Raw genomic sequence first — 24,597 nt, 5'->3', positions numbered from 1 at the left:
TGCTCTGAAGCGTTTACCTGCCGTGGTCCGCCGGGCGGCGGAAGACGCCGTACCACCAGGTCAGTGCCATCTCGCGGGCGAACGCGGCGTCGTCGCCGGGATCCCCGGCGGTGACATGGTCGACGAGGGCCCGTTCGCCGCCCATGACGATCACCCGGGTGGCGCTCACCGGGTCGAGGTCGGCGGGGACGTGGCCCGCGTCCTGCTCGGCGCGGAGCATCGCGATCGTCCAGTCCGTGAACTGGTTGACCTCCCTGCTCCAGAAGTCACGCACGGTCGCGTCGTAGGTGGCGACCTCGGCGATCGCCTGCCGTACGGCGGCGTGTTTCCGGTAGACCTCCACCACCCGCAGGAAGGCGTCCGCGAGACGTTCGGCGCCGTCCGACGGGTCCCACGCCGAGGTGAGGTCGAACGAGGAGGCCATGAGCTCGGTGGCCAGACGCATGAGCAGGTCGATCTTGTCGCGGAAGTGGCTGTAGAAGGTCGAGCGGGCGACGCCGGCCTCAGTGGAGATCTGTTGCACGCCGAGCTCGGTGAAGTTCGCGCCGTTGATCAGGAGACGCTGCGTCGCGGCCAGGATCTCCGCCTCGGCCGAGGTGGGACGGCCGACGCTCGCGGTGCGTCGTCGAGTAATCGAAGGCATATCCGGATCCTAGGTCGTCGCTCGGCGGCGAACGGCGCGCTACACCTCGTCCGGACATCGTGTAGCGTAATTTTCGGACACAGTGTCCGGACGTAGCGACCGAACGGGTGCGGGATGCCCGGCCGACTGCCGTGGACCGGACGTACACGCGAAGGAGTAGCTGGTGAAATATCGTCTGCTGGGACGTACCGGGGTCTGGGTCTCGGAGATCTCCCTGGGCGCGATGACGTTCGGCGGCAAGGACCACCCGGTGTTCCACAACCTCGGGGCACTCGGGCAGGAGGAAGCGGATCGGATCGTCGGCACGGCACTCGACGCCGGGATCAACTTCATCGACACCGCCGACGTCTACGCCGACGGCGAGAGCGAGGAGATGCTCGGCCGGGCGGTCGGACGGCGACGGCGGGACGTGGTGCTCGCCACCAAGCTGTTCGCTCCGGTCGGGCCGGGACCCAACGACCAGGGGCTTTCCCGTCTGCACGTGATGCGGGCCCTGGAGGACAGCCTGCGCCGGCTGCGGACCGACTACATCGATCTCTATCAAATCCACAACTACGACCGCCTGACGCCGCTCGAGGAGACGCTGAGCGCGCTCGACGACGCGGTACGACAGGGCAAGGTCCGCTACATCGGCTGTTCCAACCTCGCCGCCTGGCAGGTCAGCAAGGCGCTGGGCATCTCCGCGCTGCACAACCAGGCGAGGTTCGTCGCCAATCAGATCCAGTACTCACCGGCGACGCGCGACGTCGAGCGTGAGCTGGTGCCGTTGGCGGAGGACGCGGGGCTGAGCCTGACGGTGTGGCAACCGCTTCTCGGCGGATTCCTCACGGGCAAGTTCGACCGAGGCGGGGCGACCACCGAACAGGACTCCCGCCGGGCCCGTAACGGCTTCGACTTCGTGCCGTTCGAGGAGGAGAAGGGCTTCACGGTGCTCGACGTGCTGCGGACCGTCGCCGCGCGGCACGAGGTGAGCCCCGCCCGGGTCGCGATCGCCTGGCTGCTCGCCCAGCGCGCCGTCACCAGCGTCATCGTCGGCGCGCGCAAGCCGGAACAGCTCACGGACAACATCGCCGCCGGTGACCTGACGCTCACCGAGCAGGATCTCGCCGAACTCGACGAGGCCGGCCGGCCGCCGGTCGCCTACCCGAACTGGATCCAGGAGTGGTCCGCCCAGGGCCGGACCCCGGCCGGAAACCTGGCCTGACGCGCCGCCTCGGGTGACGGGCGCGGGGGAACGGTCCGGCCTGGATGAGGACGCCGGCATTTGTAAGGGGGATTCGTAAGGGGGAAGAGCCCGCCGGGTCAGGCGGGGCCGACACCGGAGATCTGGTAGCGCGCCACCTCGGCGTCGCGGATCGCCGCCTCCTGGTCGTCGCCCGGCCCGGAGCCCCGGAAGGCGTCGAGGGTCTCCTCCGACTCCCACCGCTCGTAGACGTTGATCCGGCCGGCGTCGACGAGGTCGGCGCCGAGCGTGAAGTCGAGGCAGCCGGACGAGGCGCGAGCCTGCTCGACCACGCTCACGCACCCCCGCAGGTAGCCGTCACGGGCATCGGGGTCGACCCGGATCCAGCCTGAGACAATGATCATGACGTCAGGGTACGGTCCGCCACCGACAGAACCGCCGTCACGCGCGACCGGGTGACCGGCGGGCTTGGCAGGCGCCGATCTTTCCGTACCGTTCGCGCATATCAGGCGTCCGCCGGGCACGTAGGATTCGACGGCCGGGCAGGCGAGGCGAGAACGAGGACGTGGTGTGAGCTTTGATCTCGGAGTCTGGTTCGGGACCGAACCGATCACCGCACGCGAGGCCCTTCTCAGGTATCTCGCCTGGGACGAGAGCGGAGCCGCCCCCGGTGAGCCGCGCCCGGAGGTGGCGGCCTTCTACGAGGAGCTGACGGCGCTCTTCCCGGACCTGACCGCCGAGAACTACGGCACCTCGCCATGGTCCGAGCCGCTGACCGTGGGTGAGGACTTCGTGCTGATGAACGCCGTCTTCCCCCGGGCAGGAGAGGTGTGCCGCGTGGTGCTGGAAATGGCGGCACGGCATCGGCTCGTGCTCTTCGAGCTCTAGCGGGCCGTGGCAGACCGCGGGGAGCGGGTGGACGGCGACGTCTTTCGCCGCCGGATTCAACAGTTTCGCCGCCGAGTCCGTCTGAGTTGTGACGGAACCGGAAAGCTGTGACGGACTCGTAAAGGCGAAGGCAATTGGACGACGAATCCCGTTTCGCGGACTTCGTCGCTGAGCGGGCGGATGCACTGCTGCGTTACGGCTACGTGCTCAGCGGTGACCCTCACGACGCGGCCGATCTCACCCAGGAGGCGCTGGTCCGGCTGCATCGGGCGTGGTCCCGGGTGCGCCGCAAGCACGATCCGGAGAACTACACCAGGATGATCATGGCTCGGCTGCACATCGGCACCTGGCGGCTGCGCCGTCGCGAGCGGCTCACCTGGGACCTTCCGGAAAGGGCCCATCTGGACGTGCTGCCCTCCGACGTGGAACAGGGGTTGTGGCGGGCGCTCGAAGGTCTGCCCCGCAAGCAGCGGGCCGTGCTCGTCCTGCGGTACTACGAGCAGCTGACCGACGTGGAGATCGCCAATGTTCTCGGCATCTCCCGGGGGACCGTCCGCAGTCACGCGTCGCTCGGCCTGAACAGGCTTCGCTCCGCCGTACCCCATCCCGCAGCGGCCAACGGGAGCACCCGATGAACGACGACCTGGAAGCCAACCTCCGCAGTGCCCTCGGCCACGCCTCCGAGCGCGCGCCGCACGCGCCGAGCAGCCTGTCCGCGCACATCGTGGCCCGTTCCCGGCGTCGCGGGACGCGCGCGCGGGCCCTGGCCACCGCCGCCGCGGCCCTCGCCGTGGCGGTGGTGGCGGGTGGGCTCGCGGTGGCGGTACGCGGCGCCGCGAACCATCCGGACCCGACGGCGGCGGACCCGACGGCCGTGTCGAGCGCCGGGACCGCGGAGCCGCGCCTTCCGGGCGAGGTGTCCGAGATCCCGGACCCTGTCGAGAAGGTCTGGCCGCAGGCGGTCAGGAAGATCCCGGCCCTGCTGCCCGACGGGCGCGAACTCCGGCCGCACGCCTTCATCGACGACCACACGCTGCTCACCGGGACCTGGTCGAGTCTGGAGAAGTCCGACGCCCTCTACGCCTACGACATGGACAGCGCGAAAATCCGCAAGATCACCGACATTCCCACGCCGAAGGGGACGGTGACGTTCGCCTTCGACTTCACCATCGGCGCCGGACAGGTGGTCTGGTGGACGACTCGCAACATCGGTGACGAGAAGCTCGCAGATCTGTGGGCGGCCCCGCTCGCCGGCGGCGAGGCCCGGCTCGTGGCCTCGCACCGGAACGGCGAGGAGGACGCGGACGAGGCTCTCGACCCGCCGGCCGTGACCGGCGACGGCAGGATCGCCTTCTCCTTCAGGGAGAGCGACGGCGTCTTCACCGTCCCCCTCGGGGGCGGGGCGGTGAAGCCCGTCGCGGGCGCGGAGAGACATCACGTCATGCGCTGGCCGTGGGTCGGTACGGCCGGGATGTTCGACTTCCTCGAAGAGACGACCTCCGCCGAATTGACGGCCCTGGCCGAACTGCTCAACGTGGAGACCGGGGAGAAACGCACGGCAGTGGTCAACCCCGGTGAGCTCGACGTGCAGTGCGGGCTGACCGCGTGCATCGGCAGGAAGGCCGGCGGCGGGTTCTTCCACCGGCTGCGCGACGGTTCCCGGGAGAAGGAGTTGCCGTTCGTCCCGGCCCATGCGTTCGGCGATTTCGTGGGCCGCTTCCAGAGCTCGACCTACCGCAAGGAGAGGAAGTCGGAGGGTGCCCTCCTGCACGATCTGGTCACCGGCAGATCCGGCGATTTCGGGGTCCGTCCCGGCAAGAACGGCCTGCAAATACCGGGGCCGGGGGCCGGGATGAGCGGTGAACGGCTGATCAGCTACCGGCTCGGGGACCAGCGCGTGGTCATCGACCTCAGCAAGATCGACTAAGGCGCCGTCGCCACGGGCCCGGCGTCCCGCCCCGCACCGCGGGCCGCCGCTCCCGGGAAGGGCCCGGTTCAGCGGCTGACCGCGTCCACCGTGTCGGCCGGGCGCAGCAGGTCCAGGTCGGAGCGGCGGGGCAGGCTCTCCCAGTCGCCGTCGGCGGTGACGGCGAAGGCTCCCGCGGCGCCGGCCGTGGCCAGGCGCCGCTCGGGGGCCGCCCCGGCGAGGGTCTCGGCGATCCAGCCCGCGGCGAAGGCGTCCCCGGCGCCCACCGGGTCGAGCTCGACGACCCGGTAGGGCTCCGCGTGCCGTACGGTGCCGTCGGAGAGCTCTATCGCGCCGAGGGCGCCGCGCTTGATGAGGACGTGGCGCGGGCCGAGGGCCGACAGGGCTCCGGCCAGGGTGAGCGGGTCGTCCCCCTCGACGACCAGCCGGGCCTCGGCCTCGGTCGCGAACAGGACGTCCACGGAGGCGACGGTCTCGCGCAGCGCGGCGGAGGCCTCGGCGGGCGTCCACAGGGCACGGCGGTAGTTGACGTCCATCGACACGATCGCGCCCGCGGCGCGAGCCTCGGCGATCGCGGCCCGCACCGCCTCGGCGGCGGACGCCGACAGCGCGAGCGTGATGCCCGTGACGTGCAGCACGCGTGCCGAGCGGATCAGCGAGACGTCCAGGTCGGAGGGGCGCAGCCGGGATCCGGCGCTCGCCGAGCGGTAGTAGCGCACGTCGACCGTCTCGGCCGTGCGCCTGCTCTTGATCATCAGGCCGGTGGGCGCCTCGGGATCGACCCGCATCCCCCGCACGTCGACGCCCTCGCCGGCCAGCGTCGAGCGCAGCAGCTCGCCGAACTCGTCGGCGCCCACCCTGCCGATCCAGGCCGCGCGCCCGCCGAGGCGGGCGACGCCGATGGCCACGTTCGACTCCGCGCCGCCCACGCCGAGCCCGAAGTCGCGGGCGTGCCTGAGCGGGCCGGTGCGCCGCGCGGTGAACAGCGCCATGCTCTCACCGAGCGTTACCAGATCAGTCATGGAAAACGGGTCCTTAGGGAGTCGGCGGGCGGGCTTCGTCGGTCATCGGGTCGACCCGAGCTTTCTGGAGATGCGCAGGGCCGTCTCGGCCACCAGGGGACCCAGGTCTCGCACCCGCGCGGCGGTGATCCGGGAGGTGAGGCCCGAGATGGAGATCGCCGAGGTGGCGACGTCGTTGTGGTTGAAGATCGGCGCCGCGACGCAGCGCACCTCGGGCTCGTTCTCGCGGTCGTCGACCGAGTAGCCCCGCTGCCGGATCCGGCCCAGCTCGGCGCGCAGGCGCGCGGCGTCGGTGATGGTGTACCGGGTGACGTGCGGCATCCCGGCGGCCACGATCTCCTCGACGGCCTCCTCCGGCTGCCAGGCGAGGATCGCCTTGCCCACGGCGGTGCGGTAGACGGGGTTGCGGCTGCCGATGCGCGAGGCCATGCGCACGTTGGTCTCGTTCTCGACCTTGTCGATGTAGACCACGTCGGGCGGATCGTAGACCACGAGGTGGACGGTCTCCCTGGTCTCCGCCATCAGGCGGTGCGACTCCTCGGCGGCCACCGTCCGCAGGTCGAGGGTGGACAGGTAGGCCTGCCCGAGGTGCAGGGCGCCGCTGCCCAGCCGGTATGCGCCGCTCCTGCGGTCGCGCTCCAGGAGCCTGGCCTCGATGAGCGGGGCGGTCAACCGGAGCACCGTGCTCTTGGACAGGTCGAGCGCCTCGGCGAGCCGGGTGAGCGACAGGCCGTGGCCCGCACCCGCGTGGTCGCGTACGTGCGCGAGGACGGCGAGGGCGCGTCGGAGCGAGGCCGACCGGTTGCGTTCCGGAGCGGGCTCACTCATCGCGGCTTCCCAATGTGATCCGGCAATCGAATACCTGGTCAAGGTAGGCGAGTACCCCGCCCTGCGGCCACTTTGCAGCACAACGTTCTGCACTGCACAACAAACCGCGCCTGGCCGGCCGGACGGACGGTGGAGGACGGGCACCCACCCGGTTCCGTTTCTCCCCACTACCGATAATTTTTGCCTGGACCAGGGCAGAACTGTCCCTCGGGATGGTTGACAGGCCAAAATTGGTCCGTGGTCAGGATCGGATCGGTAGAGATGAGCGATTGTGAGAGTGAGCGACTTCCGCCAGTTCTGGGCCAGCTGTTCGCCGATGGAGCCGACGGAGCCGACGGGAGCGAGGGCGGCGACGGGACCGGCGGGGGCAGGGGCAGGAGGCTCTCGGTGGAGCTGCCGCCGGGGGACGTGGTGTGGCCCGACCCCGGTTACGCCCAGCTCGCCGTCCGTCGCCGTCCGGCGTTCTGGCTCAGCGAGGTGGCGGTCTCCGGCGAGTACTGGGCGCGGCTGAGGGCCCAGCACGAGCGGTCGGGCCTGTGGCCGGTGCTGCTGGAGGACTCCGTCCAGCCCTGGTCGGCCGGCCAGATCGCCCCGGACACGGCCGGTCAGATCGACAACTACCACGCCGCCGCGTTCATGGCCGAGGTGTGGTCCGACTGGATCGCCAAGGCCAACCTCGACCAGCTCGAACTGCTCGAGCCCTTCGGACCCGAGTGCCCCGGCCCGGCCCCCCCGGGCAGGCTCGCCGCAGACCCCGGCGTGGTCGCCGACTGGTACGCCGGGCTGGTGGCCGAGCGCAGGACCCCGCTCGGGCTCGTCGCGGTCGAGCGCGGGGCCGACGCCCTCGCCGTCATGGGCTGGCAGGGCGCCCTCAACCACAACGAGTGGATGGTCCCGCTCGCGGCCGTCGTGCGCAGCTGGGAGGACAGGTTCGGGGTGCGGGTGGTCGGCATGGGTTTCAACACCCTCGACCTCAGCGTCGCCGCGCCCCCGACCACCTCCGAGCACGCCCTGCACGTCGCCGCGGAGCACTGGACGTTCTGTCCCGACAGCATCATCCAGGGGGCGGGGAACCTCATCGACTACGCCGAGCAGATCAAGGGCAGGAACGCCTGGTCGTTCTGGTGGGACTGAGCGGGGCCGGGCGGGACCGGTCGGCCGGGGACGACCCGCGGGGCGGGCTCCCCTTGAGTGAACCTTTACGGAAAGGGATCGGCCGGCCTGGGGAGGGCTCGCGAGGCGGCGTTCCGCCGCGTGGATCTCCGGGCGCGGGGCCCTGGAACGGGGCCCGGGACGGGGTTTCGGGGCTGGACACCGAGATGGGGGAGACATCCGTGCTGGTAGGACGGGTGTTGGCCTGACGGGGCGATCGATGAGGCTTCCTTGAACCTTGTAGGTAGATCTTCTGGGGTTTTCATGGTGTTTGCTTTGCTTTGTCCGGTTTTGGTGGGTAGTGTCCACAGTCATCGGTAGGCGACCTGCCCTTCACAAGAGGGAGCGGCCGGCCGACGTCGAATCCCGAGGGCCCGCAGGGGCCCCGGAGCCGGGGAACCACTTTTCCGGGGTGAATCCGCCGCGACCACGCGGCGGTAGGGCAACTCCACCGCCCGAACCCGTCAGCTAACCCGGTAGACGAGATGGAGAGGAGATCCCCTCATGGATCACCGCGTTACCACGTCGGTGCAGCCCTTGTCCGTGCCGACCACCTGAACTTTTCCCCCCTTCCGCCGACATCCCCCGTTCCCCCCGGACCTTCTCGCCGCGCCTGATCGCGGCACCTTCCAGATCGTGCTCCGCGTAGCGATTGCCTGAGATTCCGGCTACGCCCCCTTTTCCGACGAGCGCGTCCCCGCCAGTGCACCCCTTCGGTGTGTCGCACGTGGCTGCCCCGTTCCCTCGCGAAAGAGCCTTTTCTCCATGCGCCCCTTCCTTGGTTTGCACAAGAACGGCCTGAGCAAGTTCACCTGGCAGAAGAACAAGCCCCGCGGAAGCCGCCTCGCCGCCGCCGCTCTGGTCGGCGCGAGCGTCCTCGCCGCCACCGGTGTCGCGGTGGCGCTGCCCGCATCCACCTGTTTCGCCGCCACCGCCGACCCCGAGGTCGGGGTGGCGAAGGCCAGCGCCGAGTCCGTCCTCCTCCAGGGCGCGACCACGGCCTCCTACTTCTGGGACGACTCCTCCGGCCGGGCCGGTGACACCGGTCTGCCCGCCAGCGGCCGGCCGATGCAGAAGGGCATGATCGCCAGCCCGAGCTGGCCCCTGCTCACCGAGGGTTACCTCATCTACAAGGGCAAGAAGGCCAAGTTCTTCGTCGGCGACCGCGGCCCCGGTTCCCCCTCGAACCAGGGCATCATGATCGACATCGACGCCAAGACCTTCGCCGACCTGACCGGTGGAACGTTCAACGCCAGCACGCTCGGCGTGGACGGCAACGGCGGGATGGGCCACATCGACATCAAGTACGTGGTCACCAAGTGGGGTGACGGTACGGGGATAAAGAACCACCCCGTCGCGTTCTCCACCGGTGCCTGGAGCCGCAGGGACACCAGCCCGGCCAAGCCTCCGACGGTCGTCTTCGCCAAGGCCCAGGAACTGGGGATAGGCGTGCAGACCCAGCCGGTGAGCGCCGCGGTGCGGCCGTGGACCGGCAAGCCCAAGGTCATGGTCGAGTCCGCCTCCTGGCACGCCCCGGCCGGCGTGGCCGTCGCCGGTGCCCGCGCCGCCGAGATCGGCGCGGGGAAGGGCTGAGCCGGAGCCGCCGCCCTCCGGAGTCCTCCGGGAACGCTCCGAAAGGGCTCCGGGAGGGCTCCGGGAGGACTCCGGGAGGACGCTGAGAGGACTCCGGTGCGGTCCGTGCCTCCCGGGGCGCGGACCGCACCGGAGGATCAGACTTCGAGCTTCTCCTCGATGCCGCGCAGGGTGTGCCGCGCGAGCGCGAGGTTGGCCCGGTTCCGGTCGAGAGCCAGGTAGAGGAACAGCCCTTTGCCGCTCCGGCCGGCGATCGGGCGGATCACGTGGTACTGCGTGCCGAGCGTGATGAGGATGTCCTCGATGCCGTCCTTGAGGCCGAGCGACTCCATGGTCCGCATCTTGGCCTTGACGACCTCGGTGTTACCCGCGGCCGCGATCTGGAGGTCGAGGTCCTTGGACCCGCCGAGCGCGCCCAGCGCCATCCCGCTGTTGTAGTCGACGACGACCGCGCCGACGGCACCGTCGATCGCCATCATCTCCTTGAGCGAGATGTCCATGTTGCCCATTGCTGTCTCCGATCACTGGGGTATCGATGTGCGCGAACCGGCGGCGGCCAGTCTGGCCGCCGTCTTGCGGCCCTCCAGCCGGAGCAGCCCGAGGTTGGTCCCCGGGCGCGCCAGGACTGTGAGGACGATCTTGGGTCCGGCGGCGTAGAACGCCGCGTAGCCGTTGGTGCCGGAGATCAACGTCTCCTCGAAGGTGCCCTTGCCGGCCATGCTCGTCATCCGGCGGCTGAGGGCCAGCACCGCGGAGGAGAGCGCCCCGGTCTGCTCGGTGTCCCTCTCCAGGTCGCTCGCTATCGTCAGACCGTCGACGCTGCACGCGATGCTCCCGTTCACGTCGGGTACGCGTTCTCGCAGCGCCGCCATCTCGCGCCGTATCTCCTCACGCAGTTCCACCGGCATCCTCCTTCCGATCAGCTTCAGCGTCCGCAGCCTTATCGGCATGTGACCGGGCTCAAGTCATCGCCTCCAATGCGTTCCTGAGCCGGATGAGCAGACTGACGTCGGCCGGGTCCCCGTTCGCCCTGGGAAGCCACTGCGACGTCTCCGGAGAACCCGTACCGGCCGCCGGGATCTCCGTGGCACCCCTCGTCCGCCTGGGCAGCGGCGCCGGCGCCTCGGGGGCCCCGGGGGCCCCGGGGGCCCCGGGGGCCTCTGCCGGAGCGGGCTCCGGGAGGCGGAGCAGCCCGGACGAGGCGAGCTGCCGTACGGCGAGCAGTACCGAGTACGCGGGACGGCCCAGCTTGCGCGCCAGGTCGGCCGGGGTCGCCGTGGAGTCGGCGCCGACGAGCACCTCCCACTGGAGCGAGCTCAGCACCACCCGCTGGGCGCTGATGCGCCCCAGCGGGACGACCGGGAGCGTGTCCAGCTCCGCGGACGGCCAGGTCTGTTCCAACTGCGCCTTCCTTCGCTCGCACTCCCGGAGCAGGCCGGTCGCGTCGAAGTACCACTGCGGTCCGAGCCAGTGCCGCTCTCCCCGCCGGAACCTGGGCCGGTGCCCGGTGGCCTGCAGCAGGAAGTACGCGGCGTCGAGCACCGCGCTCAGCACGCAGAACTCCAGTTCCCCCCTGGTGAGCAGGCCCCGCGCGACCAGCTGCTCGCCCCCCGACGGCTGGGGGGTACGCGCGTCCGGTGGCCGGCGGGTGGCGGCCTGCCTGACCTGCCGTACGGCGTGGGCGGATATCCCGCGGCAGGCGCCCAGCAGGTCCTCCAGCCGGGGGGCCGCCGCGCTCTCGGCATAGGTCACGCGACCGTCGGTGAGGTAGATGATCCCCGCCTTGCCGAGTCGCAGGGAGCCGGTGGCGTGGTCGCCGGCGAGCCCGCTGAGGATGTTCTCGACGTTCGGCATGATTTCACGTCGATATCAGACGGCCGGAAAGGGCCTGGAGACGGTGGCGGGCCAGTGCCAGGTTCGAGCGTTCGAGATCGAGCCTGACATAAATGACCAGAGGGCCGTCGAAAAGCGTTTCCAGCGGCCGCAGCAAATGGTGGCCGCCGTCCGTGGTGATGATCATGTCGTTGATCCGGACCGTGCCGCCGGGCGAGGCGAGGGCGAGCCCGTCGAGCGTCGCGCGCAGGGTCTCGCTCAGCCCCGCGGCCGACCTCTCCACGTCGGCGTGGCGGCTCGCGCCGCCGGTGGCCACCGCGGTCCCGCTGGTCTGATCGATGAGGATCGCGTCCAGGGCACCGGGGATGGCCATTACCTCGGTGAGGCAGTCTTCGATTCCGAGCACGTGCTCTCCCTCGCCAGCGACTTCAAGCGTCGCCCGGTCAGCGTAGGGACACCTCTCGGTAACCGAACTTCCTGGCTAGGGCTTTGATAGGAGAAGGCATACGATTCTCCAACCGAGTAGGAAGTTACATACCCTGGGTGGAAATCAACCCGTTGGGTCGTCGGTGATGAGTGCCTTTTCGTCCGGCTTGAAAACAAGAATGTTCTTCACATAGGAATTCACCGCGGCGGGCAGGCCGACGTCGTTCCCGGCCTCCTCCGACATGTACCAGCGGTGGTCGAGCACCTCGTGGAAGAACTGGGCGGGCTCCAGCTTGCCCCGCAGCTCCTGGGGCACGGCCAGCACCGTGGGCTGGAAGACCTCGGCCAGCCAGCGGTGGGCCACGATCGCCTCGTCCTCGTGGCGGAGGCCGTGCGACACGCGGAAGGAGTCGAGGTCGTTGAGGAGGCGCCTGGCCTGGTTCTCCTCCACGTCCAGTCCGGTCAGCCGCAACAGCCTGCGCTGGTGGTGCCCGGCGTCCACGACCTTGGGCCGGACGATGAGCCGGCCGGTGCCCGCCTTGCGGCGGACCATCATCTCCGCGACGTCGAACCCCAGGGAGTTCAGCCGGCGGATCCGCTGGTCGATCATGTGCCAGTCGACCTCGTCGATGATGTCGTCGGAGGTGAGCTCGCTCCAGAGACGGTGGTAGCGGCGGACGACCGAGTCGGCGATCTGCTCGGGGTCGATGGAGGGGTGCAGCAGCTGACCCGCCTCCAGGTCGAGCATCTCGCCGAAGATGTTGGTGTGCGCGACGTCGATGTCGTACAGCCGCTGGCCCTCGCTGAGCATGGGGTGCAGCTCGCCCGTCTCGGCGTCGACCAGGTAGGCGGCGAAGGAGCCCGCGTCCCGGCGGAACAGGACGTTCGACAGCGAGCAGTCGCCCCAGTAGAAGCCGCTGATGTGCAACCGCACGAACAGCACGGCCAGGGCGTCGAGCAGCCGGTTGAGCGTCTCCGGCCGGACCGTCCCGGACATGACCGCGCGGTAGGGCAGGGAGAACTGCAGGTGCTGGGTGACGAGCGCCGAGTCGAGCGGCTCGCCGTTCGCGTCGGTCCGCCCGGTGACCACGGCCACCGGCTCGACGGACGGGGTGTCCATCCGGCTCAGGTCCCACAGCAGGCGGTATTCGCGCTTGGCGTAGTACTCGCTGATCTCCTTGATCGCGTACACCTTGCCCGACAGGCGGGCGAAGCGCACCACGTGCCGGGAGATGCCGCGGGGCAGGGAGACCAGCCGGTGCTCGGGCCACTGCTCAAGCGGGACGTCCCAGGGCAGGCGGATGAGGTCCGGATCGCTCGGGGCGCCGGTGAGCTGGAGGGGCATGCGGTCAGTCCTCGCGACGGGAAGTCCGGCGGTGTGCCGGTCGGACAGGTGGTCGTGCCGTGGTCAGTCCTCGCGGCGGGGGAAGGTGGGCGGGTCGAAGGCGCGCCGGACCACCGCGGCGAGTTGCTCCTCGGTGAGCACGCGGGGTTCGCCGACGCTCCTGGCCCGTACGTAGACCTCGCAGAGCCACTCCAGCAGCCGGGTCGCCTCGAAGGCCCCGTCCAGGTCGTCGCCGATCGTGACCCCGCCGTGGTTGGCCAGCAGCGCGGCACGCCTGTCCTTGAGGGCGGCCCTGACGGAGGCGGCGAGCTCGGGGGTGCCGTAGGTGGCGTACTCGGCGACCCTGACGGTCCCGCCGAGCAGCAGGACGTTGTAGTGGATCGGCGGCAGCTCGCTCATGGTCGTGGCGACCACGGTGCCGAAGACGGAGTGGGTGTGCACGACGGCGCCCGCGCCGGTGGCCGCGTAGACCGCCAGGTGCATGGGGGTCTCCGAGGACGGCCGCAGGTCGCCCTCGACGAGGTGGCCCTCGATGTCGACGACCGGGCAGGCCTCGGGCTCCAGCCGGTCGAGGGAGACGCCGCCGGGCGTCACGGCGACCAGATCGCCCGCGCGCACGCTGAGATTTCCCGCGGTCCCGACGACCAGTCCGGTCGCGGCGGCCCGGTGGCCGTACTCACACAGCAGTCGGCGCTGTTCGGCCAGCAACATGTCCCCAAAAGTAGGGGGTTGCGGTATCAGGCGGCAAACCCTCATTATCTGGTCTAGACCGGTTGTCGCCCCTCGATGACCGGGGAGCATGGTTCCTTTACCTTCCCATCGGCCGTGCGTCAACGGTTGGCCGGGAAATATCGGCTACTGTGTGCCGTTCTGTCATTGGATTGCACTTCCCTGGCGTTTGGTTTCTACCAGATATGTCGCGAGGACATCACGGCTCGGTCTAGACCGGATACGAGCTCTTGACGGTGGACTCCGGGGGTACGTACCTTCGGGCAAACGTTTAGGAAACTTTCCTAATTGATCCCCCGTTCAGGAGGGTTACATGTCCAACTCGGCCGGTACGCCCGGAGATATCACCCGGCGGCAGATGCTCCGCCGGATCGGCATGAGCGCTCTGATCGCCGGCCCCGGCGCCGGACTGCTCACCGCCTGCGCCACCGGCGGCGCGGCCCCCGCGGCCCCGGCCTCCGCCGCCCCCTCCGCGGGCGGCGCGGTCTCCGCGAAGAACCCGTTCGGCGTCGCCGCGGACGCGCCGCTCGAGGTCGTCATCTTCAAGGGCGGCCTGGGTGACAGCTACGCGACCGAGGTCCACGAGCCGCTGTACAAGAAGGCGTTCCCGCAGGCCCAGATCAAGCACGTCGCCACCCAGCAGATCGCGCAGACCCTGCAGCCGCGGTTCGCCGGCGGCGACGTCCCCGACATGATCGCCAACTCCGGCACCGACCTGATGGACAACGGCGCCCTGCAGCAGGAGGGCCAGCTCCTGGAGCTCACCGAGCTGTGGGACGCCCCCTCGATCGACGACCCGAGCAAGAAGGTGCGCGACATGGTCGCGCCGGGCACCGTCGAGTCGGGCCTCATCGCCGGCAAGCCGTACCTGATGAACTACGTCTTCTCCGCGTACGGCCTCTGGTACGACTCCGCGCTGTTCGAGAAGAACGGCTGGACCCCGCCGAAGACCTTCGAGGAGTTCAAGGCCTTCGCCGAGAAGGCCAAGGCCGCCGGGGTCACCCCCTTCGCGTACGCGGGCAAGAACGCCGCCTACTACGCGTACTGGATGATCCTCATCTCCGCCGCGAAGATCGAGGGCAACCAGATCCTGGTCGACGTCGACAACCTCGTCGACGGTGTCTGGCAGCGCGACTCCATGAAGCAGTCCGCCGCGGCCTGGGCCGAGATCGCCAAGTACATGGACAAGTCCTTCGAGGGCCTGATCCACACCGAGGTGCAGCTCCGCCAGAACCAGGGCAAGGTCGCACTGTACCCGTCGGGCTCCTGGCTGGAGAACGAGCAGAAGGCCCAGACCCCGGAGACCTTCAAGTACGCGCTGACGCCCACCCCCAGCGTCACCGCCGCCGACAAGATGCCGTTCGAGGCCATCCGCGCCGCCGCCGGCGAGGCCTACATCGTCCCCGCCAAGGCCAAGAACCCCAAGGGCGGCCTGGAGTACCTGCGCATCATGCTCTCCAAGGAGGGCGCGCGCGGCTTCACCGAGAAGTCGGGCAACATCACCGTGGTGACCGGTGCCGCCGACGGCCTGGAGCTGTCGCCCGGCAACGCGAGCCTCAGCGCCGCGCAGACCGCCGCCGGCCAGAACATCGTCACCTTCAGCAGCTTCGAGAACTGGTACAAGGAGTTCGAGACCGAGCTGCGCAAGCAGACCAACGCGCTCATGTTCGGCCGCATCTCCGCCGACGAGTTCTGCGAGAAGATGCAGAAGGCCGCCGACAAGACCAAGGCCGACTCGTCCATCACCAAGCAGAACCGGACGGTGTAGCTCCCGATGCGGCAGGGCAAGTATCCGTTCATCGTCGGCTTTCTCGCCGCGCCGGTCCTCCTCTACGTGGTCTTCGTGATCAGCCCGTACATACAGGCTTTCTACATCTCGATGACCAACTGGAAGGGCATCTCGGCGAACCCCCAGTTCATCGGCCTGGAGAACTTCACCAGGCTCTTTGACGACGAGGTCTTCTGGGCCGCGGTGCGGCACCACGGTGTTCTGCTGCTTGTCATGCCGCTGGTCACGATCGTGATCGCCCTGTTCTTCGCCTTCCTGCTCAACCTGAGCGGCGGGCAGCGGGGCGGCCGGATGACCGGGATCTGGGGTTCGAAGGTCTATCGTGTGATCTTCTTCCTGCCCCAGGTCCTGGCCGTCGCCATCGTCGGCGTGCTCTTCCAGGCGATCTACCGCCCGGACGGCACCGGCGTGATCAACGGCCTGCTCGGCAAGGTCGGCATCGACCCGGTCGGCTGGCTGATCGACCCGGACATCGCCCTGTTGTCGATCATCGCGGTGATGGTCTGGCAGGCCGTCGGCTTCTACGTGGTCCTGTTCTCGGCCGGCATGTCCTCCATCCCCAAGGACGTGTTCGAGGCCGCCGCGCTGGACGGCGCGGGCCGGTTCACCCTGTTCTTCAGGATCACGATCCCGCTGCTGTGGGACACCATGCAGGTCGCCTGGGTCTACCTCGGCATCGCCGCCTTCGACGCCTTCGCCCTGGTCCAGGTCCTCTCGGTCGACCGGGGCGGGCCCGACAACTCCACGACGGTGCTGCCGATGGAGATCTGGCGCACGGCGTTCAACTTCTCCAAGTTCGGCTACGCGTCGGCGATGGGCGTGGCGCTGTTCTTCATGACCATCACGTTCGCCGCCCTCACCCTGCGCGTGACCCGGCGCGAGAGGATCGAGTTCTGATGGCCACGGACACGGCGCGCAAGCCCGACGCCACCCGCCCCTCCGCCCCCGCGCCCGTCAGGCGCCGCGTGAAGAACCCGCTCGGGGTCTTCGGCGCGCTGTCCCACGTCGCGCTGCTGGTCTGGGCGATCCTGATCATCGGCCCGATCGTCTGGACGTTCCTGTCCTCCTTCAAGACCAACACCGAGATCTTCGGGGACGCCATCACCCTCCCGGCCTCCTTCGGCTGGGACGCCTGGGGCCGGGCCTGGGAGAAGGCCCACATCGGCCAGTACATGCTGAACACCGTCTTCGTGGTGGCGTGCAGCACGGCGGGCACCATGCTCCTGGGCTCGATGGCCGCGTACGTGCTGGCGCGCTACACCTTCCCCGGCAACAGGCTCATCTACTTCCTGTTCGTGTCGGGCATGACCTTCCCGGTCTTCCTCGCGCTGGTCCCGCTGTTCTTCGTGGTGAAGAACCTCGGCCTGATCGACACCCACCTCGGCTTGATCCTGGTCTACATCGCCTACTCGCTGCCGTTCACCGTCTTCTTCCTGTCGGCGTTCTTCAAGACGCTGCCCACCTCGGTGGCCGAGGCGGCGATGATGGACGGCTGCTCGCACACCCGGACGTTCTTCCAGGTCATGATGCCGATGGCCAAGCCGGGCCTGATCAGCATCACGATCTTCAACATCCTGGGCCAGTGGAACCAGTACCTCCTGCCGATCGTGCTGCTCTCGGGCAACGTCGAGGACAAATGGGTGATCACCCAGGGCGTCGCCAACATCTCCACCAGCGCCGGGTACGAGGCCGACTGGCCGGGCCTGTTCGCCGCGCTGAGCATGGCCATCATCCCCGTCATGATCATTTACATCATCTTCCAGCGCCAGATCCAGTCGGGCCTCACCTCCGGCGCCGTCAAATGACCGGATCCGGTCAAAATACGAGCTCCGGCGAGTAATCCCAGGAGTGTCGTCGGGAGTCGTTCATATTCGGAACGACTCCTGTCCCCTCCCCACGGAGAACCCGACACATGGCCCTCCTCGACCAGGACTTCCCCTTCCCCTTCTTCGGCGCGGGGGAGGCGAGCTACTACATGTGGGCCGAGGTGCACGTACGCTTCGCCCGGCAGCCGAGCACCTCCCAGCGCGCGGTCATCGTCGACACCGTCCCGGCGCCCCTGCGCGGGGCGCTCGACTGGTGCGAGGGCCGCCAGCTGATGGTGGCCAGCGGCCTGTTCCTGCACGGCACGGTGGTCCACTCCTACCCGGCCGTCCCCGGCGAGTCCGACCGCATCGGCGACGACGGCTGGCTGTACGCCGCCCCCTCCCGGATCGCCGCGCTCAACGCCGACATCGAGAGATGGCTGCTGCGCATCCACCGGGAGTGCCCGATCCTGGCGGCCTACCGCGCCGAAGACCCCGACAGCGGCGGCACCCGCCTGTCGGACTGGCACGAATGGAGCCTCGCCCGGCTGCCCGGCCTGCTGCCCGAGCTGGAGCCCCTCCTCGACCAGGCCAGCCACGCCACCGCCATGGCCCAGGGCATCATGGCCATGGCCCGCCGCGCCGGAAGCCTGCCCAGGCTTGGCGTCTTCGCCGGAGACATGATCTCCTGGGAGGATGAACCTGCTTGACGACTCCGCGGTGGACGAGCGGCTGACCGGCCTGCCCGAGTGGCGGCGCGAGGGCGACGAGATCCGCCGCACGATCACCGCCACCGACTTCCCCGCCGCGATCCGCATCGTGAACGAGATCGCGGTCGAGGCCGAGAAGCTCGACCACCACCCCGACATCGACATCCGCTGGCGCACCCTGCACCTGGCGCTCAGCACGCACAGCGCGGGTGGCCTGACGGAGCTCGACTTCACCCTGGCAGCCCGCATCGACGAGATAGCCTCGGCCGGCGCCTGAACCGCTCCTCGGCCGATCATGACCGATCCGGGACACGGGCCGCGGGAGTTCGACCGGACGCCGTCCTCGCCCCTCGTGGAGCTCGACGACCCCCGGCTCGCCCGCGCGGGCGTACGCGTGATCCTGAAGCGTGACGACCTGATCCACCCCCTCCTGCCGGGCAACAAGTGGCGCAAGCTCAAGTACAACCTCGCGCGGGCCGCCGAACTGGGCCACGAGACCCTGCTCACCTTCGGCGGCGCCTACTCCAACCACGTGCGGGCCGTCGCCGCGTCCGGAGCCCGCTTCGGGTTCCGGAGCGTCGGCGTCATCCGGGGCGAGGAGCACCTGCCGCTCAACGACGTGCTGGCCTTCGCCGCGCGCTCGGGGATGCGGCTGGTCTACATGGATCGCACCACCTACCGCGCGAAGGGCACCGCGCCCGTGGTCGAGGAACTCCACCGGAGGTTCGGCCGGTTCTACCTGCTGCCCGAGGGCGGCAGCAACGAGCAGGCCGTCCGCGGCTGCGCCGAACTCCCCGGGGAGATCGACGTACCGTTCGACGTCGTGTGCTGCCCCGTCGGCACCGGGGGCACGCTCGCGGGCATCGCCGCAGGGCTGGCCGCCGGGCAGCGGGCCCTGGGCTTCTCCGTCCTGCGGGGAGCGCGGTTCCTGGCCGACGACGTCGCCAGGCTCCAGGAGGCCGCCTACGGCGAGGTGTCGGCCAACTGGACGATCGACCACGACTTCCACGCCGGGGGCTACGCCAGACGCGCTCCCGAACTGGACGCGTTCGCCGACGACTTCGCCCGCCGGCACGGGATGTCGCTCGACCGGATCTACGTGGCGAAGATGATGTGGGGCGTCTTCACCCTGGCGGAACGCGGGGCCTTCCCCAGGAACACCACGGTCGTCGCCGTGGTGACGGGTCCGATGGAGGCGGCTCCGTCCTCCCGCCCAGCGCGGGCCGACGACGGCGGGTGTCTCCGGCCCCCGCCGTGACCTCCGCCTTCCCGCGCGGCGCGGGGACCGTCCGGCCCCCGCCGCGGATCTCCGGGGCGGCGTGGCCGGGAGCGGTCAATACCGAGCGTGGTCGTATGATCACTCGATATGGTGGGCGCTGCTCTTCTCCGGCCCGGTCAAGGAGATCGTGGATGCGCATTCTGGGAGTTCTCGCCGCCGTCGCCCTGCTCTGCACGGGCTGCGGCGAGCAGGTCGCCGCGCCCCATCCGGCCGGGCACAGTCCCAGCGCGGGTCCGAGCGCCGAGGGGATCCGCCTCGCCGGAGGCGGCACGTTCACCAGTCCCGCGCCGCGCGCCACCGCCATCGTCTACGACACCGCGCTGGTGCCCCCCGGAGCCTCGGCGCGGGTCACCGTGGAGTCGGGAGCGGTGCTCGCCACCGCCAAGGTCATCGCCAAGGGCATGCTCCACAATCGCACCTACGGGGCGCACCTGCACGTCAACGCGTGCGGTTTCAAACCGGAGGACGCCGGGCCGCACTACCAGCACTCCCATACCCAGGCGAGCGCCGAGAACGAGGTCTGGCTCGACTTCACCACCGACGTCCGGGGCGACGCCATCGCCACCACCACCCAGGACTGGGCGCTCGTCCCGGGCCGGCTGCCCAAATCGCTCGTGATCCACGCCAAGCCCACCCGCACCACCGGCGCCGAGGCCGGCAGTGCCGGCCCCCGCGTCGCCTGCGTCACCCTCACCGAACGCTAGGTCCGGCATGAGCCAGGCATGAGCCCGTCGGCGGGTCCCGGTGCCGGGGCCATGGCGTCCTCGGCCGCGATGTTCCGATCCGTGCCGGATCCCGGCCTCCGGGCCGCGCCGGATCCCGGAGGCCGGGCCGCGTGTTCCGCGATCAGGCGTGACCGGCGGGGATGGTGCCGAGACGACCGGCCTGGTAGTCCTCGAACGCCTTCGCCAGCTCCGCCTGGGTGTTCATCACGAACGGCCCGTAGTGCGCGACCGGCTCGCCGATCGGGCGGCCTCCGAGCACGATGACCTCCAGGTTGGGGCTGCGGCTCTCCTGGGTGCCAGCCGCCGAGAGCGTGATGGTCTCGCCGTCGGTGCCCAGGCCGGGAAGGTTGCCGAAGCCGTCGAAGACGGCCAGCTGGCCCGACTCGATCGGCTGCCGGTCACCGCCGACGGTGCCGCGTCCCGACAGGACGTACGCGAGCGCGTTGAAATCCTTGCGCCAGGGGAGCGTCAGCCGGGAGCCGGGGCTGAGGGAGGCGTGCAGCAGGGTGATCGGCGTCCGGGTGGAGCCGGGGCCGGTGAACTCGCCGACCTCGCCCGCGATGAGGCGGACCAGCGCTCCGCCGTCGTGGCTGCTGAGCAGCACGACGTTGGTCCTGCCGATGTCCTGGTACTTCGGCGCGACCATCTTCTCGCTGCCCGGCAGGTTGACCCAGAGCTGGATCCCGTGGAACAGGCCGCCCTTCTGGACCAGCCACTCCGGGGGGGCCTCCTTGTGCAGGATGCCGCCACCGGCCGTCATCCACTGGGTGTCGCCGTCGGAGATCGTGCCGCCGCCGCCGTGCGAGTCGGCGTGGTCCATCACGCCGTCGATCATGTAGGTGACGGTCTCGAAGCCCCGGTGCGGGTGCCAGGGGGTGCCCTTGGGCTCGCCCGGCGCGTAGTCGACCTCACCCATCTGGTCCATCATGATGAACGGATCGAGATACTGGGACTTGATCGTCGCGAGTGCCTTGCGGACCGGGAAACCCTCTCCCTCGAATCCGCTCGGTGCGGTGGTGACGGCCAGCACCTGGCGCTCGCGGGTCGCGTTCAGCGGCTGCGGCAGGCGGGGCAGGGTCAGCGGGTTCTCTACGGTCACGGCCGGCATTGTGGATTCCTTCCTGCGATGTTCGCAGGTGATAACTCAGTTGATGTTTCAACTATTCCATGACGAACGAGGCCGTGGCAACGAAGTGCCACGGCCTCGACGGTGAAGCCCGCCCGTCCGGGGGACCACCTTCCGGCGGCTGTTCACCGCCGCCCCTGGAAGTGACTACTTTCGGGTGGCCAGCGCGAAGCCGCCCCGGCTCAGCGAGATCAGCTCGGAGGCCGCGACCCGCTCGTCCAGCGCGCCGGCGGGGTCGCTGGTCAGCGCGGTCACGACGTAGGTCCTCCCTCCGGCCGAGCGGGCCAGGTACGACAGGTCGAAGACCCCCATCTCGGAACCGCCCTTGGCCCAGACCAGCGGCCACTTCTTCTCGTCGAGCCCGAGGCCGACGTCGTTGGCGGACATCACCGCGCTCACCTGCCTGCCGCCCAGCTTGAGAAGCCCCGCGTAGGCCCGGCAGACGTCGCGGGGCGAGCCGAACCACTCCAGCGTGTCGATCTCCCTGGGCTTCTGCCAGAGCACGATGTCCGACAGCGACTGCCCGGCGACCGTGTCCTTCAGGTAGGCGCGCTTGCCGGCGGTGTCGAGCGCCAGGTAGGCGCGGGCCTGCGCGGGGTGGTTCACGCCCTTGAGCAGGAAGACCTCGCGCGTGGTGAGGAAGGGGAGGTTCCGCTCGGGATGGCTCGACCACCGCCGTACCTTGGCCTCCACCGCCTTGCGGCCGACCGTGTGGATCAGGACGTCGGTGGCGGTGTTGTCGCTGATCGAGATCATCAGCTTGGCGGCCTCCCTGACCGTGGTGGTGCCGCCGTCGGGGCGGCCCGTCAGCCCGTCCTCGCCCAGGCTCTTCCACTCGGGCTTGATCGTGAGCTTGGCGTTCCAGCTCAGCCCGCCGTCGCGGATCTTCTCGGCCACGGCGCCCAGCACGTACAGCTTGAAGATCGAGCCCAGCGGCCGTACCGTGTCCGGCGCCACGGCGTGCGCGACGTCGCACCTGCCCCGCGCGTCGATCTCGGCGGCCAGGAAGCCCACCCGCGGCGCGACCTCGCGGAGCCGGGCGTCGAGCTTCTTCCAGCTTCCGGGAGCGGCGGGCATGGAGGGCTCGGGGGGCGTCAGCCCGAGCAGGTTGATCTTCCCGTCACCGTCCACCCCGAGCTGCAGGGCGAACGCCTGCTCGCCGATCACCCCGGTCCCGGCCAGCGCGGACGGCGTCTCCTTGGTCAGTTTCTCCAGGCGGAACCCCTTCGACGCCTTGAGGAAGGCGTTGACGCCGTTGACCGTCAGCGACGAGAGGTAGCCGGAGTTGAGATGCTCCTTGAGCTCGCTCTCCGCCAGCGGTGCCCGGTCCGGCGCGCCGAGGAACCAGCGCAGCCGCCGGCCGGCGGGGCTGTCCGGGATCTCCGGCTCGGCGAAAGGTCTTCCCGCCGTGACCGTCTCGGCTGTGACCGCTTCCACCGTGACCGCCCCCGCCGTGACCGCCGACGCGGGGACGGCCAGTGGCAGGGCCGTCATCGGAACGGCCGTGACGGCGACGGCGACGGCGAGCAGGCGCTTCGATCGGAACGGCAACCGCATGAGATGCTCCTCGGGATGTTCTCCGGCGTTGCGGCCATCTCCCCGATGGCCCTCATCCGAAACTAGGAAGCGTTCCCGGCTCGTGACACCCGGCGGTCCTCCGTCCCGCCGGTGCGGCGAACCGCACCGGACGTGCGGACAACCCCCTGGACGGCGGAGCCCGCGGCAGGTCACCCTACGTCCCATGACGTCCACGGCCTCTCGAACCGCTCCGGCGCCCGCATCACCGCCGGGCCCGTCGGGCACGTCGGCGTCCGCCCCGGTCCGCGCCCTCGCCGTGTCCATGGCCGCGGTGTCGGTGGCCGGGATGGTCGCGGGCGGCGTGCTGGAGGCCGGTATGCCCGTGCCGTTCAGCCAGTGGCTGTTCGTCGTGGCCTGCGCGCTGCTGCCCTCGGTCGGCCTGCTCATCGCGGTCAGGCGTCCCGACAACCCCTACGGCTGGCTGCTGCTGGCCACCGCCGCCTGCCTCGGCCTCGGCTGCCTCGGCGTGGGCGTCCTGGTGGCGTACGGCGACGCTCACGGTCCCCTCGCCGTGGCCGGCGCGCTGCTGACCTCGCTGTTCTCCGGCTTCTACGGTCTGAGCTGGGTGTTCATCCCGCTGATCTTCCCCGACGGCAGGTTGCCCTCGCCGCGCTGGCGCCCGGTCGCCTGGATCGCGGGGGTGGCGATCCTCCTGCACTGGCTGGGCATCCTGCTGAGTCCCGACGAGGTCTACGCCTCGGCCTTCTCGTACGGCAACCCGCTGGGGCTCGAGGGCACGGCCGGGCTGCTCGCCGCCCTGGTGGGCGGGTTCGGGCAGCTGGTGGTCTTCCTCGTGGCGCTGTCGGTGCTGGCCTCCCTCGTACTGCGCCGGCGGCGCGGCACCCTCGTCGAGCGACGCCGCCTCCGCTGGATGATCCTCGGGATGGTGGCCGCCCTGGGCGGCTCCGTGACAACAATGATCTTCGGGCAGGGTGGCCAGGCGGTGAGCTGGGTCGGCGCCGTGACGGCGGTGGCCGCGCTGCCCGCGGTGATCGCCACCGTCGTGTTCCGCCACAACCTGCTCGACATCCGGATGGCGGTCAGGGGCTCCAGGTTCTTCCTGGTCTTCGACCTCAGGCCGACGGTGGACGAGCTCCTGACGGAGCTCGGGCCGGGCCTGGAGGAGGCGGACCCGGTGGAGCAGCTGGGAAGGTTGGCGGAGGCCGTACGGGCGGGCCTGGAGACGCGGTGGGCCGCCGTGGCGCTCGCGGACGGCACGCGGGTAGTGGCGGGCCGGGAGGACGGGGAGGCGGTGCTCACGGTCCCGGCGGGGCTGGGGCACATCGCCTGCGGCCCCAAGGTCGCGGGGCGCTTCAACGCCGAGGACCGCAGGCTGCTCGGCTCGCTCGCGGTGCCGGTCGGGCTGGCGATCCAGAGCGCGGGACTGGCGGCACGCCTGGTCAACGCCCAGGAGGCCGAGCGGCGGCGGATCGAGCGCAACATCCACGACGGGGCACAGCAGCAGCTCATCGCGCTGATCGCGGGACTGGAGCTGGCCCGCGCCACCGGCGGTGGCCCCGGCAGCCTGGCGCTCCTGCGTGAGCAGGCCCGCCAGACCCTCGTCGACCTGCGGGAACTGGCGGCGGGCATCCACCCGTCCGTGCTCAGCCAGGGCGGCCTGGCGGAGGCGGTCGAGGAGCGTTGCTCGCGGCTGCCGGTCGCCACGACCGTGACGGTCGATCCGGCGCTCCGCTCGCGGCGCTTCCCCGACGAGATCGAGGGGGCCCTGTACTTCACGGTCAGCGAGGCCGTCGCCAACGCGCTCAAGCACGCCGAGGCCTCCAGGATCGAGGTGCGGCTGGCCTGGTCCGGCGGGCGCCTGCGGGCCGCGGTCTCCGACGACGGCAGGGGTTTCGAGCGGGGCGAGCCCGGCCGCGGGGGGCTGAGCGCGCTGGCCGACCGGATGGCCGCGCTCGGCGGTGGCCTCGACGTCTCCTCGACGCCCGGCGAGGGCACCCTGGTCGGCGCCTGGGTTCCCGTGCCGGGCTGAGGGGCCAAGCCGAAGGGGACGGCGAG

General features: G+C 70.1%; 26 protein-coding genes and 1 riboswitch. Of the genes, 14 read left to right on the top strand and 12 right to left on the bottom strand.

The genetic code is table 11. The annotated features are described in order from the left end of the window. Positions 1–13: 13 nt before the first annotated feature. Positions 14–643, bottom strand: coding sequence for a TetR/AcrR family transcriptional regulator (locus ACTOQ3_RS01200; RefSeq protein WP_440081458.1), 630 nt, complete (start codon positions 641–643; stop codon positions 14–16). A gap of 163 nt (positions 644–806) precedes the next feature. Here ACTOQ3_RS01200 and ACTOQ3_RS01195 point away from each other — a divergent pair, with 163 nt between their 5' ends. Further along, positions 807–1,847: an aldo/keto reductase gene (locus ACTOQ3_RS01195; RefSeq protein WP_440081457.1), complete on the top strand. Its 1,041-nt coding sequence runs from the start codon at positions 807–809 to the stop codon at positions 1,845–1,847. 98 nt (positions 1,848–1,945) lie between these two features. On the opposite strand, the gene ACTOQ3_RS01190 is transcribed toward ACTOQ3_RS01195, so the two are convergent. Further along, positions 1,946–2,230 carry a putative quinol monooxygenase gene (locus ACTOQ3_RS01190; RefSeq protein ID WP_440081456.1) on the bottom strand — a complete coding sequence of 95 codons (285 nt, stop codon included), beginning with the start codon at positions 2,228–2,230 and terminating at the stop codon, positions 1,946–1,948. A 166-nt stretch (positions 2,231–2,396) separates the two neighbouring features. Here ACTOQ3_RS01190 and ACTOQ3_RS01185 point away from each other — a divergent pair, with 166 nt between their 5' ends. From ACTOQ3_RS01185 to ACTOQ3_RS01175, 3 genes are all read left to right on the top strand, one after another. Further along, positions 2,397–2,714: a hypothetical protein gene (locus ACTOQ3_RS01185; RefSeq protein WP_362687523.1), complete on the top strand. Its 318-nt coding sequence runs from the start codon at positions 2,397–2,399 to the stop codon at positions 2,712–2,714. 134 nt (positions 2,715–2,848) lie between these two features. Next, entirely contained in the window at positions 2,849–3,349 is a 501-nt protein-coding gene (locus ACTOQ3_RS01180) for a SigE family RNA polymerase sigma factor (RefSeq protein ID WP_440081454.1), read from the top strand. Further along, positions 3,346–4,641: a TolB family protein gene (locus ACTOQ3_RS01175; protein ID WP_440081453.1), complete on the top strand. Its 1,296-nt coding sequence runs from the start codon at positions 3,346–3,348 to the stop codon at positions 4,639–4,641. The genes ACTOQ3_RS01180 and ACTOQ3_RS01175 overlap by 4 nt, the downstream gene beginning before the upstream one ends. 68 nt (positions 4,642–4,709) lie before the next feature. Here the strand turns inward: ACTOQ3_RS01175 and ACTOQ3_RS01170 are convergent, their stop codons facing one another. Together ACTOQ3_RS01170 and ACTOQ3_RS01165 are read right to left on the bottom strand one after the other, a co-directional pair. After that, complete coding sequence (locus tag ACTOQ3_RS01170) at positions 4,710–5,663, bottom strand: sugar kinase (protein WP_440081452.1); 954 nt, start codon at positions 5,661–5,663, stop codon at positions 4,710–4,712. Positions 5,664–5,705: 42 nt separating this feature from the next. Next, positions 5,706–6,491 carry an IclR family transcriptional regulator gene (locus ACTOQ3_RS01165; RefSeq protein WP_440081451.1) on the bottom strand — a complete coding sequence of 262 codons (786 nt, stop codon included), beginning with the start codon at positions 6,489–6,491 and terminating at the stop codon, positions 5,706–5,708. Positions 6,492–6,752: 261 nt separating this feature from the next. Here ACTOQ3_RS01165 and ACTOQ3_RS01160 point away from each other — a divergent pair, with 261 nt between their 5' ends. Together ACTOQ3_RS01160 and ACTOQ3_RS01155 are read left to right on the top strand one after the other, a co-directional pair. Beyond that, positions 6,753–7,625: a DUF4253 domain-containing protein gene (locus ACTOQ3_RS01160; protein ID WP_440081450.1), complete on the top strand. Its 873-nt coding sequence runs from the start codon at positions 6,753–6,755 to the stop codon at positions 7,623–7,625. Between the two features lie 365 nt (positions 7,626–7,990). After that, positions 7,991–8,141: riboswitch (cyclic di-AMP (ydaO/yuaA leader) on the top strand. 267 nt (positions 8,142–8,408) lie between these two features. Continuing rightward, positions 8,409–9,236, top strand: coding sequence for a hypothetical protein (locus ACTOQ3_RS01155; protein ID WP_440081449.1), 828 nt, complete (start codon positions 8,409–8,411; stop codon positions 9,234–9,236). Between the two features lie 137 nt (positions 9,237–9,373). Here the strand turns inward: ACTOQ3_RS01155 and ACTOQ3_RS01150 are convergent, their stop codons facing one another. The 6 genes from ACTOQ3_RS01150 to ACTOQ3_RS01125 all read right to left on the bottom strand — a co-directional run bounded on the left by ACTOQ3_RS01150 (position 9,374) and on the right by ACTOQ3_RS01125 (position 13,551). After that, the gene (locus tag ACTOQ3_RS01150) at positions 9,374–9,745 is read right to left on the bottom strand and encodes a hypothetical protein (RefSeq protein ID WP_440081448.1); all 372 of its coding nucleotides are present in this window, start codon (positions 9,743–9,745) and stop codon (positions 9,374–9,376) included. A 12-nt stretch (positions 9,746–9,757) separates the two neighbouring features. Then, positions 9,758–10,144, bottom strand: a complete 387-nt coding sequence (locus tag ACTOQ3_RS01145; protein ID WP_440081447.1) for a roadblock/LC7 domain-containing protein — start codon at positions 10,142–10,144, stop codon at positions 9,758–9,760. A gap of 52 nt (positions 10,145–10,196) precedes the next feature. After that, positions 10,197–11,090 carry a hypothetical protein gene (locus ACTOQ3_RS01140; protein WP_440081446.1) on the bottom strand — a complete coding sequence of 298 codons (894 nt, stop codon included), beginning with the start codon at positions 11,088–11,090 and terminating at the stop codon, positions 10,197–10,199. A 4-nt stretch (positions 11,091–11,094) separates the two neighbouring features. Next, the gene (locus tag ACTOQ3_RS01135; RefSeq protein ID WP_440065748.1) at positions 11,095–11,475 is read right to left on the bottom strand and encodes a roadblock/LC7 domain-containing protein; all 381 of its coding nucleotides are present in this window, start codon (positions 11,473–11,475) and stop codon (positions 11,095–11,097) included. Between the two features lie 144 nt (positions 11,476–11,619). Continuing rightward, positions 11,620–12,840 carry a DUF4032 domain-containing protein gene (locus ACTOQ3_RS01130; protein ID WP_440081445.1) on the bottom strand — a complete coding sequence of 407 codons (1,221 nt, stop codon included), beginning with the start codon at positions 12,838–12,840 and terminating at the stop codon, positions 11,620–11,622. A 63-nt stretch (positions 12,841–12,903) separates the two neighbouring features. Further along, entirely contained in the window at positions 12,904–13,551 is a 648-nt protein-coding gene (locus tag ACTOQ3_RS01125; protein ID WP_440081444.1) for a class II aldolase/adducin family protein, read from the bottom strand. A 331-nt stretch (positions 13,552–13,882) separates the two neighbouring features. Here ACTOQ3_RS01125 and ngcE point away from each other — a divergent pair, with 331 nt between their 5' ends. From ngcE to ACTOQ3_RS01090, 7 genes are all read left to right on the top strand, one after another. Next, entirely contained in the window at positions 13,883–15,337 is a 1,455-nt protein-coding gene (ngcE, locus tag ACTOQ3_RS01120) for an N-acetylglucosamine/diacetylchitobiose ABC transporter substrate-binding protein (protein ID WP_440081443.1), read from the top strand. A gap of 6 nt (positions 15,338–15,343) precedes the next feature. After that, on the top strand, positions 15,344–16,255 hold the full coding sequence (locus ACTOQ3_RS01115; RefSeq protein WP_386155842.1) for a carbohydrate ABC transporter permease: 912 nt from the start codon (positions 15,344–15,346) through the stop codon (positions 16,253–16,255). Continuing rightward, entirely contained in the window at positions 16,255–17,163 is a 909-nt protein-coding gene (locus ACTOQ3_RS01110; RefSeq protein WP_440081442.1) for a carbohydrate ABC transporter permease, read from the top strand. Before ACTOQ3_RS01115 ends, ACTOQ3_RS01110 begins: the two co-directional genes overlap by 1 nt. A gap of 107 nt (positions 17,164–17,270) precedes the next feature. Then, on the top strand, positions 17,271–17,873 hold the full coding sequence (locus ACTOQ3_RS01105) for a hypothetical protein (RefSeq protein WP_440081441.1): 603 nt from the start codon (positions 17,271–17,273) through the stop codon (positions 17,871–17,873). Then, positions 17,860–18,150 carry a 4a-hydroxytetrahydrobiopterin dehydratase gene (locus ACTOQ3_RS01100; RefSeq protein WP_440081440.1) on the top strand — a complete coding sequence of 97 codons (291 nt, stop codon included), beginning with the start codon at positions 17,860–17,862 and terminating at the stop codon, positions 18,148–18,150. The genes ACTOQ3_RS01105 and ACTOQ3_RS01100 overlap by 14 nt, the downstream gene beginning before the upstream one ends. An 18-nt stretch (positions 18,151–18,168) precedes the next feature. Continuing rightward, complete coding sequence (locus tag ACTOQ3_RS01095) at positions 18,169–19,131, top strand: 1-aminocyclopropane-1-carboxylate deaminase/D-cysteine desulfhydrase (protein WP_440081439.1); 963 nt, start codon at positions 18,169–18,171, stop codon at positions 19,129–19,131. 152 nt (positions 19,132–19,283) lie between these two features. After that, positions 19,284–19,856 (top strand): hypothetical protein, encoded by a 573-nt coding sequence (locus tag ACTOQ3_RS01090; RefSeq protein WP_440081438.1) that lies wholly within the window; start codon positions 19,284–19,286, stop codon positions 19,854–19,856. Between the two features lie 142 nt (positions 19,857–19,998). Here the strand turns inward: ACTOQ3_RS01090 and ACTOQ3_RS01085 are convergent, their stop codons facing one another. After that, positions 19,999–20,985, bottom strand: a complete 987-nt coding sequence (locus ACTOQ3_RS01085) for a pirin family protein (protein WP_362687463.1) — start codon at positions 20,983–20,985, stop codon at positions 19,999–20,001. A 165-nt stretch (positions 20,986–21,150) separates the two neighbouring features. After that, positions 21,151–22,560 carry a serine hydrolase gene (locus ACTOQ3_RS01080; RefSeq protein ID WP_440081437.1) on the bottom strand — a complete coding sequence of 470 codons (1,410 nt, stop codon included), beginning with the start codon at positions 22,558–22,560 and terminating at the stop codon, positions 21,151–21,153. 184 nt (positions 22,561–22,744) lie between these two features. Between ACTOQ3_RS01080 and ACTOQ3_RS01075 the strand changes: the two genes are divergently transcribed. After that, on the top strand, positions 22,745–24,571 hold the full coding sequence (locus ACTOQ3_RS01075; protein WP_440081436.1) for an ATP-binding protein: 1,827 nt from the start codon (positions 22,745–22,747) through the stop codon (positions 24,569–24,571). Positions 24,572–24,597 lie beyond the last annotated feature (26 nt).

Source organism: Streptosporangium sp. LJ11, from assembly GCF_051918945.1.
Classification (GTDB): Bacteria; Actinomycetota; Actinomycetes; order Streptosporangiales; family Streptosporangiaceae; genus Streptosporangium.
Note: the sequence above shows the minus strand (reverse complement) of the source record. Positions and strands in the feature narration are given on the sequence as shown.